The organism is Photobacterium sp. ABD4_091 (assembly GCF_056160145.1).
The window spans coordinates 423,129-441,070 of record NZ_JBSWWQ010000001.1 but is presented as its reverse complement, the minus strand read 5'-3'; the positions used below and the strand labels follow the sequence as shown (position 1 = coordinate 441,070).

Annotated in this window: 16 protein-coding genes; 4 read left to right on the top strand and 12 right to left on the bottom strand. The window is 47.8% G+C overall.

Annotated features, from left to right (window positions below):
* Window positions 1–80: 80 nt before the first annotated feature.
* Both ACXAGQ_RS01830 and ACXAGQ_RS01825 read right to left on the bottom strand, forming a co-directional pair.
* Window positions 81–1,433 (bottom strand): response regulator, encoded by a 1,353-nt coding sequence (locus ACXAGQ_RS01830; protein ID WP_475251323.1) that lies wholly within the window; start codon window positions 1,431–1,433, stop codon window positions 81–83.
* 185 nt (window positions 1,434–1,618) lie between these two features.
* Complete coding sequence (locus ACXAGQ_RS01825) at window positions 1,619–2,941, bottom strand: Na+/H+ antiporter family protein (protein ID WP_475251321.1); 1,323 nt, start codon at window positions 2,939–2,941, stop codon at window positions 1,619–1,621.
* Between the two features lie 317 nt (window positions 2,942–3,258).
* Between ACXAGQ_RS01825 and ACXAGQ_RS01820 the strand changes: the two genes are divergently transcribed.
* Window positions 3,259–3,864 (top strand): peroxiredoxin C, encoded by a 606-nt coding sequence (locus ACXAGQ_RS01820; RefSeq protein ID WP_475251319.1) that lies wholly within the window; start codon window positions 3,259–3,261, stop codon window positions 3,862–3,864.
* A 103-nt stretch (window positions 3,865–3,967) separates the two neighbouring features.
* Here ACXAGQ_RS01820 and ACXAGQ_RS01815 read toward each other — a convergent pair whose 3' ends face one another.
* The 3 genes from ACXAGQ_RS01815 to rnt all read right to left on the bottom strand — a co-directional run bounded on the left by ACXAGQ_RS01815 (window position 3,968) and on the right by rnt (window position 8,739).
* Window positions 3,968–6,394: a VolA/Pla-1 family phospholipase gene (locus tag ACXAGQ_RS01815; protein ID WP_475251317.1), complete on the bottom strand. Its 2,427-nt coding sequence runs from the start codon at window positions 6,392–6,394 to the stop codon at window positions 3,968–3,970.
* Window positions 6,395–6,434: 40 nt separating this feature from the next.
* Window positions 6,435–7,658 (bottom strand): outer membrane protein transport protein, encoded by a 1,224-nt coding sequence (locus ACXAGQ_RS01810; RefSeq protein ID WP_475251315.1) that lies wholly within the window; start codon window positions 7,656–7,658, stop codon window positions 6,435–6,437.
* 412 nt (window positions 7,659–8,070) lie between these two features.
* Window positions 8,071–8,739 carry a ribonuclease T gene (gene rnt / locus ACXAGQ_RS01805; RefSeq protein ID WP_475251313.1) on the bottom strand — a complete coding sequence of 223 codons (669 nt, stop codon included), beginning with the start codon at window positions 8,737–8,739 and terminating at the stop codon, window positions 8,071–8,073.
* A 244-nt stretch (window positions 8,740–8,983) separates the two neighbouring features.
* Here rnt and motY point away from each other — a divergent pair, with 244 nt between their 5' ends.
* The 3 genes from motY (at window position 8,984) to ACXAGQ_RS01790 (ending at window position 10,687) form a co-directional block, all read left to right on the top strand.
* The gene (motY, locus tag ACXAGQ_RS01800; RefSeq protein WP_475254639.1) at window positions 8,984–9,832 is read left to right on the top strand and encodes a flagellar protein MotY; all 849 of its coding nucleotides are present in this window, start codon (window positions 8,984–8,986) and stop codon (window positions 9,830–9,832) included.
* Window positions 9,833–9,941: 109 nt separating this feature from the next.
* Window positions 9,942–10,250 (top strand): hypothetical protein, encoded by a 309-nt coding sequence (locus tag ACXAGQ_RS01795; protein ID WP_475251311.1) that lies wholly within the window; start codon window positions 9,942–9,944, stop codon window positions 10,248–10,250.
* Window positions 10,251–10,336: 86 nt separating this feature from the next.
* A complete protein-coding gene (locus tag ACXAGQ_RS01790; protein ID WP_475251309.1) occupies window positions 10,337–10,687 on the top strand; it encodes a hypothetical protein in 351 nt (116 codons plus the stop codon).
* Between the two features lie 55 nt (window positions 10,688–10,742).
* Here the strand turns inward: ACXAGQ_RS01790 and ACXAGQ_RS01785 are convergent, their stop codons facing one another.
* The 7 genes from ACXAGQ_RS01785 to ACXAGQ_RS01755 all read right to left on the bottom strand — a co-directional run bounded on the left by ACXAGQ_RS01785 (window position 10,743) and on the right by ACXAGQ_RS01755 (window position 17,941).
* Window positions 10,743–12,134: a CehA/McbA family metallohydrolase gene (locus tag ACXAGQ_RS01785; protein ID WP_475251307.1), complete on the bottom strand. Its 1,392-nt coding sequence runs from the start codon at window positions 12,132–12,134 to the stop codon at window positions 10,743–10,745.
* Between the two features lie 43 nt (window positions 12,135–12,177).
* Entirely contained in the window at window positions 12,178–13,038 is an 861-nt protein-coding gene (locus tag ACXAGQ_RS01780) for an ABC transporter permease (protein ID WP_475251305.1), read from the bottom strand.
* A 20-nt stretch (window positions 13,039–13,058) separates the two neighbouring features.
* On the bottom strand, window positions 13,059–14,183 hold the full coding sequence (locus ACXAGQ_RS01775) for an extracellular solute-binding protein (protein ID WP_475251303.1): 1,125 nt from the start codon (window positions 14,181–14,183) through the stop codon (window positions 13,059–13,061).
* Between the two features lie 23 nt (window positions 14,184–14,206).
* Entirely contained in the window at window positions 14,207–15,163 is a 957-nt protein-coding gene (locus ACXAGQ_RS01770; RefSeq protein WP_475251301.1) for an ABC transporter ATP-binding protein, read from the bottom strand.
* A 1-nt stretch (window position 15,164) separates the two neighbouring features.
* Window positions 15,165–16,007: an ABC transporter permease gene (locus ACXAGQ_RS01765; RefSeq protein WP_475251299.1), complete on the bottom strand. Its 843-nt coding sequence runs from the start codon at window positions 16,005–16,007 to the stop codon at window positions 15,165–15,167.
* A gap of 466 nt (window positions 16,008–16,473) precedes the next feature.
* Window positions 16,474–17,118 (bottom strand): endonuclease III, encoded by a 645-nt coding sequence (nth, locus tag ACXAGQ_RS01760; RefSeq protein ID WP_475251297.1) that lies wholly within the window; start codon window positions 17,116–17,118, stop codon window positions 16,474–16,476.
* 127 nt (window positions 17,119–17,245) lie between these two features.
* Window positions 17,246–17,941 carry an electron transport complex subunit E gene (locus ACXAGQ_RS01755; RefSeq protein WP_222548870.1) on the bottom strand — a complete coding sequence of 232 codons (696 nt, stop codon included), beginning with the start codon at window positions 17,939–17,941 and terminating at the stop codon, window positions 17,246–17,248.
* Between the last annotated feature and the right edge of the window lies 1 nt (window position 17,942).

The following is a 17,942-nucleotide window of genomic DNA, read 5'->3' as shown; positions in this document are numbered from 1 at the left end:
GAAAAAGGAATAATGGTTGTGAGAAAGGCGGCATACTTTACGTCCTTGTAAAGAAGTGGGCTAGCAGGGGAGGCAATCCACTATGTGGCCTCGCCTAATTCGATTTTGGCATGCTCGGCAGAGGTTTTGGGCTTGACCATATTAGAGACGGCAATGCGTTGGAGGGTCGCCAGCCCTTCGCTGCTAGGCGCTTGGCTATTAAGGGCAAGCTGCTGGTAGCGAGAAATCTTTTCTTGTTCATCCAAGAAGTTATACGCCCAGCAAACCAGGTAGATTGTTTCGGTATCACTGACTTCTTTGTCTTCAACCATCGCCATAATGGCCCGTGCCTTTTCCTCATCCCCTATCAGTAGGGCTTGGATGGCGAGCAGCGCTTTTTGCACCCCTTTGCTGCGAAGCCTGCTTTTGGGATCATTGCAAAGCCGGCTCCACGCCCCGTCGAGGCGCCAGTTCTTCAGGCCATTGCTGTCTTTTTTATGCTGGAGCGATAACAGATCGGCAAACAAAATCATCCCCCTACGGCCGGGGGTATCCCACATTGAGTGGGGAAGTAGCTGCGCGGTCTTGAATAAAAGGGGGATCGCTTTTTCAAGATCTTGGTGAATAAGGTGAACCCAAGCCAGGGTGAGTGTCTGCTCAATATTCCCGCTGTGGAGTTGGATATGGCGGTGGATGGACTCTTCAACCTCCTCCCATTGCTCGGTAAGGGTGCAGATTGTGGTCTTGAGCTTGAGCAGGCGAATATTAAAGGGGTTGAATTTGATTAATTGGTTAACTTTCTCTAATGCCTGTTGGTAGTTTTTCTGCGCAACCTGAATTTCGGCCTGTTTGATTTTGGCTTGCAGGACGTCATGAACTTGCAGCAAGCCGGCAAGCATTGCCTGAGCATCATCAAATTGCTCCTGCTCAGTGAGCAGATCAGCAACAAATAAAATGCCACTTTTAAGGGCGGCAGTATCCGGTGCTTGGGCAAACAATGGCTTAACGCTGGCAAGCCCGTCGTTAACATAGGCTTGCTGTAATAGTTCGCAATACTCCCGTTTCTGCAACCCGGCAGCAACGCGCTTGATAATATCTTCCGAGCGGATCGGTTTGATCAGGTAGCCATCGGGCTCATGCTGCGAATAACCGAAAAAGACTTCTTGGCTGTCGTTGCCTGTCACAATAAAGACCAGTGCTTGACGAGGGATCAGGTTTTTATAGTGGAGGTATTCGAGCAACTGCAGCCCGCTGCTGCCAGTACCGAGATTATGGTCGATCAACAGGATATCAAATTTGCGCTTGCTGCAGGCAAGCACAGCACCTTTCGCATTGGCGGTACTGATGATGTTGTTCATCGGCACCCCAAGCTTCATGAGCAATGCACGGGTTGCACTTTGAATAATATTGCTGTCGTCGATGATCAGAAAAGAGGATTGCGCAATTCTGTCCATATACCATCCCTGATATAAAACACCTTGAATAACTATAGGACATAAAATTTCGATGTCCAAACACGGTGATGTGACCTATAGCTAATTAAGCATCTAATTTAGCAGGAATTATTGGACAACAAAAAAGGCCAGCCGTAACGCCGGCTGGCCTTTGAAGTATTAGGTGAAAAAGGTATGAACCCGTACTACAGCATCATAGAGGCAAGCCAGCCGAAGGCAATCAGCGGCAGGTTGTAGTGTAGGAATGTTGGAACAACAGAATCCCATACGTGCTCGTGCTGTCCGTCTGCATTCAAGCCTGCTGTTGGGCCTAGCGTAGAGTCAGATGCAGGTGAACCGGCATCACCCAGTGCTGCTGCCGTGCCAACCAGGGCAACGGTTGCCAGAGGAGAGAAGCCGAACGTCAGGCACAGTGGTACGTAGATGGTCGCTAGAATTGGGATGGTCGAGAATGAAGAACCGATCCCCATAGTCACAAGCAGGCCAACAACCAGCATTAACAGTGAAGCCAGTGGCTTGTTGTCACCGATAATATCAGCCAGTGAGCTAACCAGGGTTTCAACCCCGCCTGTGGCTTTCATTACAGAGGCAAAACCTGCTGCGGCAATCATGATAAAGCCGATCATTGCCATCATGTGTACACCCTTGGTGAACACGTCATGAGTCTCTTTCCACTTGATCACGCCTCCAAAGGTGAAGACCATAAAGCCGATCAGGCCGCCAATGATCATTGAGCCACTGTATAGTTGCGCGCCCAGTGCCGCCACAATCGCACCCACAGCAATGTAGACATGCTGCATGTTGATTTCTTTGTGCTCAGGCTCTGCTGCCAGGATTTGCTCTTCTGAATACTCGCGAGGTTTGCGGTAGGTAAAGAAGGTGGCAACCAGCAAGCCGAAAATCATTCCGAGCGCAGGTAGCAGCATCGCAAACGGTACTTGGCCCGCGGTGACATCAAGGCCATTGTCGTGCAAGTTCTTCAACAGAATATTGTTGAGGAAAATACCACCGAAGCCAACAGGAAGTACCATGTATGGTGTTACCAGACCGAATGTCAGCACACAGGCAATTAGACGGCGGTCAATTTTTAGCTTGGCGAATACGTGAAGCAGAGGCGGGATCACAATTGGGATAAATGCAATGTGAACCGGGATCGCATTCTGAGAAGAAATGGCTAGAAGCACAAGAATGATTAAAACAGAATACTTTACGCCCGTGGCAGCCGCTGCATTGTCATGGCCACTGATACGCTTGATCACTTTTTGCGCCAGGACATCGGTAATGCCAGAGCGTGAAATCGCAACGGCAAACGTACCTAGCATGGCATAGCTCAATGCTGTGGTGGCGCCGCCACCTAAACCGCCTTCGAAAGCTGAAATGGTTTCCGAAAGTGGCATCCCGCCAATCAGGCCACCAAGAATGGCACTGAAGGTAAGCGCTACTACAACGTTTACTCGCATTAATGCGAGTAAAAGCATAACGCATACCGATATAACTACTGGGTTCATAAACTTAAGATCCGTCCATTGTGTTATGTCGTGAATTGCATGAAGCTTGCACCTTATGTGCAATGTTTCTTATTTGTTTTGGCTGCTTTGCTCAAAGGAAATCAATTTACAACATGTAGAATAAAAATTCATGTAGTGAAGGAATTTTCTTTTATTGTGCTGCATGTCTAAGCCTTGTCACCTTACCCTGTCTATACTGGTTTTTGCCTTTTTGGTATGAATATTCGGCAGTAGTACATAGGTATTACTGTATGATCTTATCTTGGCTGTGAAATTCTTGGTAAAAGAAAGCACCAGCCAAAAACATGGAGTTTGTTATGAGTGTTCTAGTTGGCCGTCCGGCCCCGGACTTTACTGCTGCTGCAGTGCTTGGCAACGGTGAAATTGTTGATGCCTTCAACTTACACAGTCATCTTGCAGGCAAGCCTGCAGTGCTGTTCTTCTACCCGCTAGATTTCACCTTTGTATGTCCTTCAGAACTGATCGCCTTTGACAAGCGCTTCGCTGACTTCCAGGCCAAGGGCGTGGAAGTGATTGGGGTGTCTATCGATTCCCAGTTCTCGCACAATGCATGGCGTAACACTGCAGTTGAAGATGGCGGTATTGGCTCTGTTCAGTACCCACTGATTGCCGATACTAAGCATGAAATCTGCCAGGCTTATGATGTTGAGCACCCAGAAGCCGGTGTTGCTTTCCGTGGCTCATTCCTAATCGATAAAGAAGGCGTGGTTCGCCACCAGGTTGTCAATGACCTACCGCTAGGCCGTAACATCGACGAAATGCTACGCATGGTTGACGCACTTCAGTTCCACGAAGAACACGGTGAAGTTTGCCCAGCGCAGTGGGAAAAAGGTAAAGAAGGTATGGATGCATCACCACAAGGTGTTGCTGCGTACTTGTCAGAGCACACTGACGACCTATAAGGGTTTCTGTTATTGCCCGCTGCTGAAAGATTTGGTGGTGGTTGATATAAAAAGAAGGCTAGCCGTTGGCTAGCCTTTTTGGTTGATACTTTTGCAGTTGAGATTATTCAATCAGTGTTTTATTACCAACCACAACCCCTTGCCCAGCATTTGCCGAGAAGGTAGCGACTTGTAGCTGAGCTTCATCAGTTGCTGCTTGAGCTTCAGATGGTGTAATAGGGTTGCCTTCACCGTCCACAAGCTGTGGACCAATTACCGTACTGTGCTGGGCTTTAGAAACTTCAGCATTGAAACGGGCGACGTGTCTCACTTCACCTGCAACGCTATCGGTAAGATCTGATAGACCACCCGACTCCGGATCAAACTGCTTCACCAGTGGTTCAGTGCCGCCGATACCGAATAGGCCGGTATCATTCGGTACTACACTGTCTCCTTCAGCCTGCATTACATAAACCGGACCATTGACACCGCTAGCTAGGTTATAAGGATCGACGGTATCTAATACGGTTTGCGCCGCGTAAGCGAACGAGGTGAAGGTACTGTCAATCTTGGCTTTGGTTGTATCATCTAGGCTTTCGTAGAAAGTGGTGAAACATGCGCCACCGTCTTCAGCATTGCCACAGGCTGCCACATACGCCGCCTCATCAGCACCAATTAACAAAGAGTGCTTGATGGTCGGGCCAAAGGTTAATGACTCAAGCAGCAAGGAAGGGATGCCACCGCCCGGGTTGGCAAATGCCCCTGATGTGAAGTTAAACATGGCATCCGCTGCTGGAATACCCATTTCATCGTTACCTAAACGGTAAGTACCAATACCGGTAATCGCGCCCAGTGAATGGCCGAAGAAGCTGACATCCATGACATTCAAGCTTGGGAAGGTTGGCAAGCCACTGCCAGCCATCACAGTCAGTGAGGTGCGAAGACCTAGATCATCAATGATGCTCTGGCGGATATTGTCACGGGCAACATTGAGGTATTCGAGGTTCATGTACACATCAGCGGTTTCACCGGTCGTTACCGTGCCATCGGCTAGCGCACGCTCACCGTGTAGAGGGTGGTCGATGGCGACAATAGCTTTAGATTTCATGCTCGAAGCTGCTATACCGATGTGCTGTGCGCCAAACAGGTAGGCTGTTTCTTTTACTGAAGTAATACCGTGCTGGTAAATCGTCACACCAGGATTTGAGGCAAAGGCTTCTGGTGGAACAATCATCAGCATAGGCACCTGATCGACCGATTGGATTTGCGGTAATGGACTGTATTGGGTGACTAGGCGTTCTTCATCCAATTGTGAACCATCAGCCAGCGTGACTTTCAGGCCAATCAGCTTGATGAACTCAGCACTGTCACCATCAAGCAGCTTGGCAATATCGATCCCATCCAAAGAAGCCTGAACCGCCGCCTTGTCAGCATCAGAACCGTTGGTCATAACATTGCTGATTTTGGCAAGGCTAGGTACCGCGCTCTTCCAAGGGGTTTTCTTCCAAGCTTCACCTTCGGTGTTGCTGTTGAGGAAGTTCGGCAGGCTGACCGTACCGGTGTAGATTTTGGTACCCGGGAGAGTAATTGTATAAGCAGTAACGAGTTCATCAATAGCCCCCTGGTCATTACCAACCAAGGCTCTTAGGGTTACATTGTTATTAAAGAATGTTTCAATATCAGTTACTTCACTGATATTCATCTGGTACAAGCCCGACAAGTCCACATTGTTCGGGTTGGCTTCACCCTTTAGGACATCTTCAGCTTTACCGCCTGCTTGAACAGTGCCGATGGTCTGGGCAATGATGGCTTTTGTAGTATCAAGCACATCACCCACAGACGCTGTTGTGAACCAGCTTGAGTAGATGATTGACTTGGCATCGATGCTTTTAGCTGCTGCAATAGTGGCTTCAATGGCATGGGTGACTTTTTGGGCATCAATCAGGTCACTGCTTGGTGGCTTAACGGTGGATTTCAATACCGCGTATGATTCCGACATGCCCACCGGTTCGCCTTCGCCATCAACCAAGGTATCAGTGACCGCAAACATGTATTCAGACTTTGGATTCAATGGTTTTTTCGGGAAAACGGTTAAGTTGCCATCCAAGGTCACAACGGTGAAGTCTTCGCCATTGATTAATTTATCTTTGACCTGCAAGTCGCCAGAAAGCGGGCTGGTAGTTTCAATGAGATGGAAGGCACCTTGCGCACTCATCATATTCAAATCGCCATCGAATGGCATGACGATCGGCTGCGACACACTCCAGCCGTCGGTTTTACCCAGTGCCGTTAGCGGATCGGATAAATCGGTGTTGTAGTTCTCGTCACCCACGCTTCCTTCAGTCGAGAGTGTCCCGTCAGTGCTGTCCATAGCCAAAAACGTTGGCAGGATTGGGGCGGTCAATACATCAAATTTGATTTTGGTATCGGCCTGAAGGCTCTTGACGATGTGATCTTCGTAGCTGACTTTATTTTCGACTTTGGCGTCGTTACCACAACCTGCCAGTGCCAATGAGGCTGCAATGCTTAGTGCTAAAATACTTTTTTTCATTATGGTGTTCCCTTAACTGAATTTATGTCTACCTAGCGGTTTAGAAGATGTAATTAATCTGCGCAGAGGTTAGGTACGCATCATTTTCGGCATGGAAGGTCTCGCCGCTTTCTTCGAAGCTATTGCTCTTGCCGTAGAGGTAGGTAAAGCCAAAGTCGAACGTCATCTGGTTGCTGTAGGTGTAGGTAAAGCCCGCCGAGTACCAGTAACGGTCGGTATCAGGGATACTTAGGGTTGATTTGCCTGCTTGCTCATCGAATGCAAAACCGGCACGTAGGATCCAGTCAGGGTTTAAGTTGTAAGTGGCACCAATGGAGTAACGGAAATTGTCGTCGAAGTCTTCTTCCTTAAGCAGGCAAGTGTTGTCCACACACTGGTCGCTGGTGGCACGCAATTCATCAAACTTGCTCCACTGTATCCACTGCACACCATAGTGAACCGCCCACTGGCTGTTTAGCTGGTGGAAGCCACCAAATTCAGCGATGGCCGGGGTAATCACGTTCAATTTACCCGGTACGGTATCGCCAGCGTTACCGTCTTCCAGGAATGCACCTGTGTAGTCAGTGAAATCACCATCAAATTTCAGTTCAACTTCCGAGCGGTAGCTCAGGCCGAATCGGTTGTCTTTGTTCACTTCATAAAGGAAACCGATATTCCATCCCCACTCCCACGTATCTCCCTCTAGTTTTAGGAAATCGGCACTTGGGTTAGATGGTTGAAGACCACCGTAGTGGCGAAGCAATTCGGCATCGGCATAAACCAGGTTAACCCCTGCACCAATACTGAAATTGTCATTGATGCGGTAAGCAATATTTGGGTTAAGGTTCAGGGTCAAAAGGTCGGTCTTACCTGCATCGGTGCCATAGGTGAAATCAGTAGGGTACTCGGTGGCAAAACCGTAGTTGGTAAACATTGCCAGCCCCCATGCAAACTGGTCGTTAATTGGCTGGATAAAGTAGCCAGCGGGAACTACGGCAGTAGGGGCAACATCAGTGGCCTTTTCACCGCTTGATTGTGCTGTGATATCGATTTGTGGGTCAATGTAAGAGATTGCACCGGAAAACTGCATCCGGTCGAACATGGTCATTGCCGCTGGGTTGCGGGCGATGACGGAGGCATTGTCTGCGATGGCAGCTTCCCCAGAGAATGCACGCCCAAGGCCGGAGGCAGAATGTTCGTTAACTTGGAAGCCGGCAGAGTGAGCATTGATACTGAGTAGCGCAGCGGATACGGCGAGTGCCGTCAGAGTAATTTTCTTAGTCATTATTATGCGTGCCTTTTAGAGTGGGTTACTTCTTGTTCTTCGATCCATGAATGAAAAACGCAAAAAGGTGTTACTGAACCACGGGGTTTCGGAAGGGGCCCTTGACGACAGGGGAACAGCATATTTGTTCACACGAAGGGGGCGCAGCAACGACAAATAGCCATGGGTTATCGTTAATGCGGTGATACCACTTGAAACAATATGAAACAGTTGGGGCAGTATACGGGCGGAATTTAGAATTGTTAACCTAGTGTAACGCATTGTTTTTGAAAAACATGTCTAATTGACCAATGTTTAATTAGACTGTGTTTAAAACAATCACTTAATTTGGAACGCTTGTTTGAATAGAAGTGTGACCAAGCCCAAATTTAAAGGGCTTGGTCAGAGGTCTGATGAGTCTGTTTTGTTTGAATTATTCGGCGTCGGTGCTAGCTTCTGTTTGATTTTCTAGCAGTGGCCACCCGCCCAATTTTTTCCATTTGTTAACAATCTCACAAAATAGTTCTGCCGTTCTTTCTGTATCGTACAGCGCAGAATGGGCTTCTTTGTTATCAAACGGGATCCCTGCGGTGGCACAGGCTTTTGCCAGTACAGTCTGCCCAAAGGCAAGCCCGCTTAACGCTGCGGTGTCGAATGTCGCAAATGGGTGGAACGGGTTGCGCTTTAATTTTGCACGCTCTGAAGCGGCCATAACAAAACTGTGGTCGAAGTTGGCGTTATGAGCCACCATGATAGCGCGAGAGCAACCCGCCGCTTTTTGCTCTTTGCGGATCTGCTTGTAGATTTCCTTGAGAGCTGCTTCTTCCGACACCGCGCCGCGCAACGGGCTGAATGGGTCGCGGATACCGTTGAACTCAAGGGCTTCTTTATGGATCACAGCCCCTTCAAATGGGGCGACATGGAAATGCAGGGTCGTCGCCGGTTTCAACCAGCCTTCTTCATCCATCTGTAGCGTTACGGCGCAGATTTCTAGCAATGCATCCGTCTTGGCATTGAAGCCTGCAGTTTCTACATCAATGACGACTGGAAAGTAGCCGCGAAAGCGACTTTTCAAAGTATTTAGTTCGTTATCTTGGCTCATAAAACGGCAAATCAATGTAAAATAGTCGGCCATTATGTCAGATTCGACCGATGAGCTAAACCTTTCCCTGTCTTGGAGCAAAATCGTGCAACAGAAAGGGAGGATTAAAGTTTTTTCGGTATTTTCCGATACAATAACGAGCCGTAAATATTTCTCGTGCTGAGTGGCAGTGTGAGAGGGCAAGACAGCAACAATGGGTGGATGAATGGCTATCTCGAAACTTCAATATTGCACGTTGGCATCCATGCTAAGCATGGTGGTGACCAGTGCTGCGAGCGCAACGCCGGTTTATGTCGCCCAGCCGTCACAGTCAACATGGAAAGTGGCAGTGGATACTCCATTGGAATGCCGTATGCTCCATACTATCCCTAATTATGGCGAAGCCCAGTTTACGTCGAAGGCCAGCAAGAAAATTAACCTTGATTTCGAGCTGAAAATGCGCCGCCCGATGGGAGAAACCCGCAACGTCAACCTAGTTTCAATGCCTCCGCGCTGGATGCCGGGCGATGCGGCACAGCCGATCACCAACTTGACGTTCTTCAAGCAGTTTGATGGCTATGTGGGGGGCCAAATCGCCTGGACGATGCTGTCCGAGTTGGAAGGCGGACGTTACCCGACATTCAGTTACCGGGACTGGCAACAGAGCAACAAGCGTATTGATGTGGCTTTGTCGGCAGTGACTTTCCGCCCTGCCTATGATCAGTTCAGCCAGTGTATCAACAACCTTCTTCCTTACAGCTTTGAGGACATTGCCTTTACCGTACTGCATTATGATCAGGGCAGCGATCAGCTGAATAAGTCCTCGCAGCGCCGGTTGTCCCAGATTGCTGACTTTGTCCGCTACAGCGACGATGTTGATTTGGTGCTTGTTGCGGCCTATACCGATGGCCAAGGCGCGAAAACGGGCAACCAGGCGTTGTCTGAGCGCAGGGCCGAACGCCTTGAAGAGTATTTTATGGCGATGGGGCTCCCAGAAGACAGGATTCAGGTTGAAGCCTATGGTGAGCGCCGCCCTATTGCTGACAACAGCACGCCGATTGGGCGAAACAAGAACCGCCGTGTGGTCATCTCATTGGGCCGCACTATTATCTAGATTAAACATCTAGAGGCAATACCTAAATTGAACTGATGCGGAGTAATATTCGCGATTATGGATTCCTTGGCTAACTTTATAGGGTGTAGTCAACAACAGGTAGTCAATAATGAAATCCTTGCTATCCATTGCTCTTTTTGCCGCTTTTCCCCTGATGGCGGAAGACTGTCATTCTGTCACTCAAGTGGATGGTGTGCCTCACGAAGTCAGTGTCGACAAGGCTCAAACGATGGGCTTGAATCGTGCTGACTCATTTACCGTGTATACGGTGTCGGGGAAATCCAAACTTGAACAGTTGGTTTATAACAAACTCAAAGAAAAAAACATTGAATATTACTCTGTCGCCTACGTGGTTCCGCGCAGCGACAACAGTAACTATCAGGCGATAGTAACCAGTTATTACGATAAAATTGAATAACCTATTTTTCTTAATTTTGATGCTGAATTTACTGCTGAAGTGGCTAAGTTTTAGTGTGAACAATAAAACTAAGTAGGGTAGTGGTTATGAAAAAAATGAATTGGCTAGTGGCTTTGAGTTTTTGTTTCAGCGCCGGGTTGGCGACAGCATCTAATGATGTGGTGGTAGATAGCAGTGCAGAGAAAGTGGATAGCGAACTTGCTGCGCAGGTTAAATCTCAGCGCATTACCTTGGAGCAGGCGAAAGAAATGGATCTCAATCGTGCTGAAACCTATGAAGTCGTCAGTACGGTTAGTGTCGATAATTTGGAAATCCAAATTGCGGAAAAACTAAAAGACAGCATTATGCCTTACTACTCCATCGAGTATAACGACCCAACCAGTGATGATGAGTCTTTCGTTGCAACTGTTACTGAGTACTTTGGTAAAGTTGAATAGAGAATAGTTCGATATATGCTCAGTAGTCACGCCCGCTTGTGCGGGCGCTTCTGACTCAGTGGCAGTCTGATTCTATCTGGTCTTTCAGTTTCAACCATTCAAGAGGCGTTTGGCTGTGCTCACCGCAGTAAACCGGGTTGAAGAATACCTTTAAGTTCCCTTCCTCATTGCGGGCATCAATACGGGCGAAGTCACCGTCAGATAACGTCAGGGTGAAACTAACTTCCGCGTTCGCAATCTTTTCAACGACCTCGCCATTGATAATAAGTTGCCATGTTAGGCTTTGCTCGCTGGCGCCATTAAATTGGATAGCGGTATGGGTATCCAATCTTTGTCCCCACAAGACAGGTTTACCCGATAGTTGCTCATAGAATTGGAACTCAACGTCACAATCTTTGGTGATGAAACTATGGCCACTATTGAGTGCTGCTTTTACCGAGCTAGGGCTCGTGGAATTGGCCAAAAAGTGCGTGATAGGCTTTCCTGGGCGGATATATTCAGATCTTGCCTTGGCATGGAAATCACTGCCGCCAACGGCAAAAATGCGATAACCATGGTTCCATAATACATCGAAGGCTTTAACGGTTCTGACATCATCGATACTGAGCTTACCCTCACGGTAAGGGCGGCAGACTTCAATCGTATCAAACAGGGATAAATCGAAGTTATATCTTGCGCCGGTATGAGGGTTGAACGGGTGGTTGAGTGAGATCAGGGCGCCTTGCTGCTTTGCTGCCTTGATACATAACTCTGCACTTTCGTGGACGGTGCCAGCCCCCTTAGTGATGGAATGGATATCCAATGGCTCTGTTAAGCCGATGAAATTGATATGGCCGTTATCATCCAACGTTAGTTCCATCGAGTAGGTCGGGTGTTGATCATCTCGTAAAGACCGTACTGCCAGGTTGTGATCGGTGATGGTGTAGAAATCTAAACCGCCTTGGCGGCACAGTTCATCAAGATGCGCCAGTGACTCGTTGCCATCAGAAACATAGGTGTGCATATGAAAGTCCCCTTTGTACCACTGAGGTGCACTGCTTTTCACTGTGCCGGGGGAGCTGTTGAAATCAAACGCCATATTGAAACTGTCAGTTTGGATACCAGCTTGATCAATCGACACCTTGCCACACCCGTTTAACGGATGAAAATGCGTAAACACAACTTCCCATTCTCCTGACTCATCGATCAGAGGCAAATGAAAGTGCGCCAACTTTGATTTAAAGGTGACTGCACAAGCAAACTGGCCCGATGGACTGTAAAGGCTGACCAGCACATGCTCAAAAGGCACCTCAATCAAATGGATATTTAGAGGTTGTCCGGCATTGGCATTAAAGCGGTAGACCACCGATGCAGGGGTATACGGTTCAAGGTTATTCCTGATCGTCTCGGGATCATTGAATTGAACATCAAGGGTCAGTGGTAGAGTTGGCGTGGTTACGGTATTCACAGAGTTATCCATAAGTCTTCAATAGTATTGGTCAATTAAGCGATTAACTGAACGTGCTTTTCTTGTCGTTAAACATAATGCGGATATACAAAGCACCGACGACAGATGAGATAGCAAAGATAATGACCGAGAGTGCTGCTGCCCTTGAGTAGTCCTGATAGACAGAGAACTCCTGGAACAGGTTGACCCCAAGCATTTTCACCGCATTTTCTCCCATCAGGAATGGGGTGGTAAATGCACCCATGGTACTGATGAAGACGAACGTAGCCGCAAGGTAGATAGTATTTTTGATATGCGGGATCACAATCTTAAATAAGATGTCCAGGCTTTTAAGGCCAATATCCCTGCCTGAGTCGATTTGGTTATTGCTGATTTTGTACAGCGCACTCATTAGCAATAAGGTCGCAAAAGGGATGTTGAACCACAGGTTCATGATAATGATCCCGGTATCGGTATGGAGCAGCTGTGGTAGGAATCGCTCACCGGTGAGCTGGTAACTGATACGCGTCAGGCCACCACCATTGCGAATGACTGACATAAAGGCAAAGACGGCAATGACCCCGGGTACAAACTTTGGCAGCAGGATGATCTTGCCAATCCAAAAAGCATTCTTGGAAGAGGAAAAACGCAAGTAGACCGATAATATCAGGGCAAACAGGATAGTCAGTGCGACAGTCCACAATACGATCGAAACCGTATAGCGGATGTTGGTTTGGACATTGCTGTCAGTTAACAGGCTGATATAAGTATCAAAGCTGTAGCCGCCAGCTCCGTCAGAGAGGCTAGTCACAAAAGAGGAAAATACGGGATAGGCGACAAAGCATAACAAAATGGCCATTGCTGGCATCATTAGACTTATTCCCAGTACTGCTTGTTTGTCAAATTTCTTCATTAGCTTATTCATGTCACATATCCCGATTGTTATTACTTGCTTAGAGAGGCAATTTTATTGGCCCACTGGCGCTTAAGTTGGTTTTCAAGGTTACCCAGTGAGTAAGTGCGGTATTCGCTGACTTCCAAACCACTCAGTGAATTAACAACGTCTTCATCTAGCTGGGAGTTGGCGATAACCGGAATCGCTTTTTGCTCTTTGACGAACAGGTTCTGTGCTTGTGCTGAAACCACGTAGTCGACAAACTGCTTAGCAGCACCCTGCTTGGCAGAATCTTGCGGGATAGCGATAGAGACCAAGCTACCTGTGAAGGCTGGTTCTAGTTGGGTGATGGCAATATTGTCAGGGATCAAACCACGGGACTTCTGATCCAGTACCATATCTGCCCACATAGGCGTCATGTCAATTTCGCCGATAGCAAGTAGGTCAAGGGCACCTTGGTTCTTGAACGGGTAATGGACACGATTGGCCGTTTGGTACATGAACGGGTGAAGTTCTTCCAGTAGCTCAAAGCCCTGAGCCCATTGCTGTGACCACTTCTCGTCACCTGAAGTCATCGCTTCTGTTGGTAGCTTGTTGTAGACCGAGCTGACTAGGAAGGAGTCACACGCGCCGCCAGTACCCGGCTCGCAGTAGCCGAAACGTTGCGGGTTTTCTTTGATCCAGTCATACAGCTCTGCCGATGTGGTCGGGACGTTCTTTACATCTTCTTGGTTGTAGGCCAGCACCACAGTCGTACCACGGTAAGGGATAGCATAGCCCTGAGAGCCGGCATTATCGGCAATAACGTTTTTCAGGTTAGGGATAGACGCCTCGTCCATCTTGACCAAAGCCTCAGTGCCCGCCTGAGACAGAATGTTGTTCAGCTCGGACTGATTGACTTCCAGAATGTCGATACCAGAGCTGCGGCCTGCTTTATGAGAAGCAATAAGGCGGTCAGCACCGACCATGCCGCCAGTACCTGATGGCAAGAACTCGAGATTTACCTTGATGTTAGGGTGGCTTTGCTCGAAATCTTGGATCACTTTATCCCAAGTCGATTTAACATTGTCGGAGCCGCCAGAGTACAGGTTGATGGTTTCAACATTGCTCGCAAAAGAAGCGCCAGAAGCTAGCAGGCTGATAGCGACTGCCAGGCGAGATACGGTAGATTTCATCGGAATATTCCCTTAGATATCGATTAAATTGACATTGAGTGATTAATTTTCAAACCAACGGTTTCATTGGTTTGGAGGTGCGGATATTCGTTGGAGGTCATGGCCACACGAATTTCGCCATATTGGGTGTCAAGGATCAGTTTCGAGAACAAGCCGAATGACATTTTCGACTGTACAACGCCGGTAAAGTCATAGTTTTCCTCGGCAACTGAAATGTGCTCGGGCCTGAAGGCAATGGTTTCGGTACCTTTTTCAATGAAGTTCATCTCACCGATAAACTCAGCAACGAAGCGGGTTTTTGGCTGGTGGTAAATTTCATCAGGGGTACCGATCTGCTCGATGTTGCCCTTGTTCATCACAATGATCCGGTCAGACAGGCTGAGGGCTTCTTCCTGATCGTGTGTCACGAACAAGATAGTGATGCCCAGTTGGTGCTGGATCTTGCGCAGCTCTTCACGCATGTAACGACGGATCTTGGCATCGAGTGCCGAGAAAGGTTCATCCATCAACAATACTTTGGGTTTGAGCAGCAGTGAGCGGGCAATTGCGACACGTTGCTGCTGACCACCTGAAAGTTGATCAGGGTATTTGTCGATGTGATCTTCCATCTTGAGGATGGTAAGCATCTCGCGGACCTGAGCTTGGATGTCCAGTTTGCTAACTTTGCGGATCTTAAGACCCAAGGCCAGGTTCTCGAATACTGTCATATGCGGCCATAGGTTATAGCCCTGAAATACCATCGAGGTTGGTCGGTCGTCTGGGGTCAGTCCAGAAATGTCGTTGCCATCGATATTGACTTCACCGGAGTCGATATCGTTGAAACCGCCAATGGCACGCAGAACCGTGGTTTTGCCGCAGCCCGACGGGCCAAGTAAAGAGACGAGTTCACCGTCGCTAACATGGAAGTTGACACCTTTGACGCCATCGCCACTTGAGAAAACTTTCTTTAATTCATGAACTTTTAGTTTATGAGCAGGCATCTTACATCCCTTTACTTTCGAACATTGATTTAAACAGAACGCTGCGTTTCGCAACGAAATACACGATGGTTAACAGCAGAATAATTGGCACGATATATACCATGGCAAACGCGGCTGCTGCCGGCATTGGGGTATCGAAGATAATGCCGTACATCGCTGTGGGTAGAGTTTTGTAATTAGGCATACCGACAAGGAGCGTACCGGTTGATTCTTCCAAGGATTCCAGGAAGGTAAAAATAGTGGCAACAGCAATACCCGGTGATGCCAGTGGTAGGGTAACCCACCAGAAAGTTTGCAATCGGCTCGCTCCGACATCACGAGCAGCTTCTTCTTGCGCTCGTTGGATGTTCTTGAATGCGGCACTGGTTATCCAAGTCATAATGGTTAACGAGTTGATGATGTGAATAATCATCACCCCGGTTAGCGTGCCAATGAGATCGAATTTGTAGAACACAACCCCGATACTGATGTACAAACCCATTTTCGGGAACGCGTTCGATAGCAGGAACGAGAACAGGAAAAAGTGTTTGAATGGGAAAGACAGGCGGGCTAACGCGTAGGCTGCTGGAATGCAGACCAATAATGACAGTGCGGTAGAAACAATGGCGATCATGTAGGAGTTGTAAAAGGCACTCGTAACGCCATCGCGTTCAATAATAAACTGGAACCAGCGCAGGGACATTTGCTCTGGAACATAGTTTCGCTCAAACGCGTTAAACCGAAAGGCTTCCATCACCATATTCGTCAACGGGCTAATAAAAAACACTACAAAGGAAATAAGCAGGAGTAACTCTAACCAGTTGGTGTTCCTTACGAAGTAAAGTGTTGCTCTATAAAATTTCATCGTGCCAGACCAAATAAAAAAGTTCGGCAATAATGACGATGTAATATTTATTTTTTGCTACAGGCAGGTTAAGAAATGATGCTAGTTGAATTACAGCCGTTGAAATAACTATGACTGGTATATTTCAAACAAAACAATGAATATTTTTATGCCCTTGTATTTAAATGGTTTTATTGGTTGCTAATTATTGCTTTTTGGTTGCGTTAAATTGCATTGCTGAATGGTTTGTTCTGTTTTACTAAATTATTAAATTTAAAAGAATGGTATTTATATACCAGGGGTTAATTTTAATTTTCATTGAAGATTAATCTGTATTTTATTGACTTTAGATATTTGCAATTGTTTTGCAATCTTGCAGACCTCTAATTATATCTAAATTAAATCGTATTAAATGAATCTAGCGTGTGAAATGATAAAGTACTGCCAGCTTAGATGCTGGCAGTGAATGGATATTTAGCTAGAGACTTTATAGCTCTGTCTTTTCTTTTGGTGGAGAGTATTCACAAAGATCCTCGATGATACAACTTCCGCAGCGTGGCTTGCGCGCGACACAGGTATAGCGTCCATGCAAGATCAGCCAGTGGTGGACATCGACCTTAAATTCTTTTGGCACGACTTTAAGCAGCTTTTCTTCGACCTGATCAACATTTTTCCCCATCGCAAACTTGGTGCGGTTCGAGACGCGGAAAATATGGGTATCGACGGCGATGGTCGGCCAGCCAAATGCAGTATTGAGAACGACATTGGCAGTCTTGCGGCCAACACCCGGCAAGGCTTCTAGTGCTTCACGGCTTTCAGGGACTTCGCCGCTGTGTTTATCAAGTAGGATCTTACAGGTCTTGATAACGTTTTCGGCTTTGGAATTAAATAAGCCGATGGTTTTGATGTACTCCTTGACGCCGTCCACACCAAGGTCAAACATGGCTTGTGGCGTATTGGCGACAGGGTAGAGCTTGTCGGTGGCTTTGTTGACACTGACATCGGTGGCCTGCGCTGAGAGCAGCACTGCGATTAACAGTTCAAAGGGCGAACTCCAGTTCAGCTCGGTTTCGGGGTGGGGGTTCTCCGCACGTAAACGTTCCAGAATCTGGACGCGTTTTTGATTATTCATACTAACTTCCGGCGTTGTCTACTCAGCAGCATCAAGCAAGGAAAGGCCGGTTGGTGCTACATGAGTACATGTCATTATAATTGTATTTTCTGCTGGCGATCCCTCACCAGCAGCTTACTTCATTGTCTTAATTGGTGGTCGTGACGCGGGCACGCTCAATTGCAGGCTTGTCCTGCGACTTGGCAGCTTTCTGTTCACGCTTACTATCAATAGCATTTTTCAAGGCAATCATAAAGCCAACACCGATAAAGGCACCCGGTGGCAGGATTGCCAGTAGGAAGCTGCTGTCGAAGCTGAAGACTTCAATGCGCAGTGAGGCAGCCCAGTCACCGAGCAGGCGGTCAGCACCGTCAAACAGGGTACCGTTGCCTAAAATTTCTCTCATCGCACCGAGCACGACCAAAGCGGCAGTCATACCCATCCCCATCCATAATCCGTCCAGTAGGGCAGGGACAGGATCATTTTTGGAAGCGAAGGCTTCGGCACGGCCGATGATGATACAGTTGGTAACGATCAGCGGGATGAAGATACCCAGTGATTGATACAGGCCATAAGTGAAGGCGTTCATCAGCAATTGCACGCAAGTTACCAAGGAGGCAATGATCATCACGAAAACCGGAATACGGATCTCCGACGGTACCCACTGCCTGACCAGAGAAACAATCAGGTTCGAGCCAACCAATACGGCAGTGGTTGCCAAACCAAGGCCAAGGGCATTGGTCACCGTTGCAGAAACGGCAAGCAGCGGACACAGCCCGAGCAATTGAACAATTGCCGGGTTGTTGTTCCACAAGCCATTTTTCATCAGTTCTTTATTCATCATC

Coding starts and splice junctions, on each gene's coding strand:
- ACXAGQ_RS01830 (WP_475251323.1), bottom strand. CDS start 1,433: ATGGACAGAATTGCGCAATCCTCTTTTCTGATCATCGACGACAGCAAT.
- ACXAGQ_RS01825 (WP_475251321.1), bottom strand. CDS start 2,941: ATGAACCCAGTAGTTATATCGGTATGCGTTATGCTTTTACTCGCATTA.
- ACXAGQ_RS01820 (WP_475251319.1), top strand. CDS start 3,259: ATGAGTGTTCTAGTTGGCCGTCCGGCCCCGGACTTTACTGCTGCTGCA.
- ACXAGQ_RS01815 (WP_475251317.1), bottom strand. CDS start 6,394: ATGAAAAAAAGTATTTTAGCACTAAGCATTGCAGCCTCATTGGCACTG.
- ACXAGQ_RS01810 (WP_475251315.1), bottom strand. CDS start 7,658: ATGACTAAGAAAATTACTCTGACGGCACTCGCCGTATCCGCTGCGCTA.
- rnt (WP_475251313.1), bottom strand. CDS start 8,739: ATGAGCCAAGATAACGAACTAAATACTTTGAAAAGTCGCTTTCGCGGC.
- motY (WP_475254639.1), top strand. CDS start 8,984: ATGCTAAGCATGGTGGTGACCAGTGCTGCGAGCGCAACGCCGGTTTAT.
- ACXAGQ_RS01795 (WP_475251311.1), top strand. CDS start 9,942: ATGAAATCCTTGCTATCCATTGCTCTTTTTGCCGCTTTTCCCCTGATG.
- ACXAGQ_RS01790 (WP_475251309.1), top strand. CDS start 10,337: ATGAAAAAAATGAATTGGCTAGTGGCTTTGAGTTTTTGTTTCAGCGCC.
- ACXAGQ_RS01780 (WP_475251305.1), bottom strand. CDS start 13,038: ATGAATAAGCTAATGAAGAAATTTGACAAACAAGCAGTACTGGGAATA.
- ACXAGQ_RS01775 (WP_475251303.1), bottom strand. CDS start 14,183: ATGAAATCTACCGTATCTCGCCTGGCAGTCGCTATCAGCCTGCTAGCT.
- ACXAGQ_RS01770 (WP_475251301.1), bottom strand. CDS start 15,163: ATGCCTGCTCATAAACTAAAAGTTCATGAATTAAAGAAAGTTTTCTCA.
- ACXAGQ_RS01765 (WP_475251299.1), bottom strand. CDS start 16,007: ATGAAATTTTATAGAGCAACACTTTACTTCGTAAGGAACACCAACTGG.
- nth (WP_475251297.1), bottom strand. CDS start 17,118: ATGAATAATCAAAAACGCGTCCAGATTCTGGAACGTTTACGTGCGGAG.
- ACXAGQ_RS01755 (WP_222548870.1), bottom strand. CDS start 17,941: ATGATGAATAAAGAACTGATGAAAAATGGCTTGTGGAACAACAACCCG.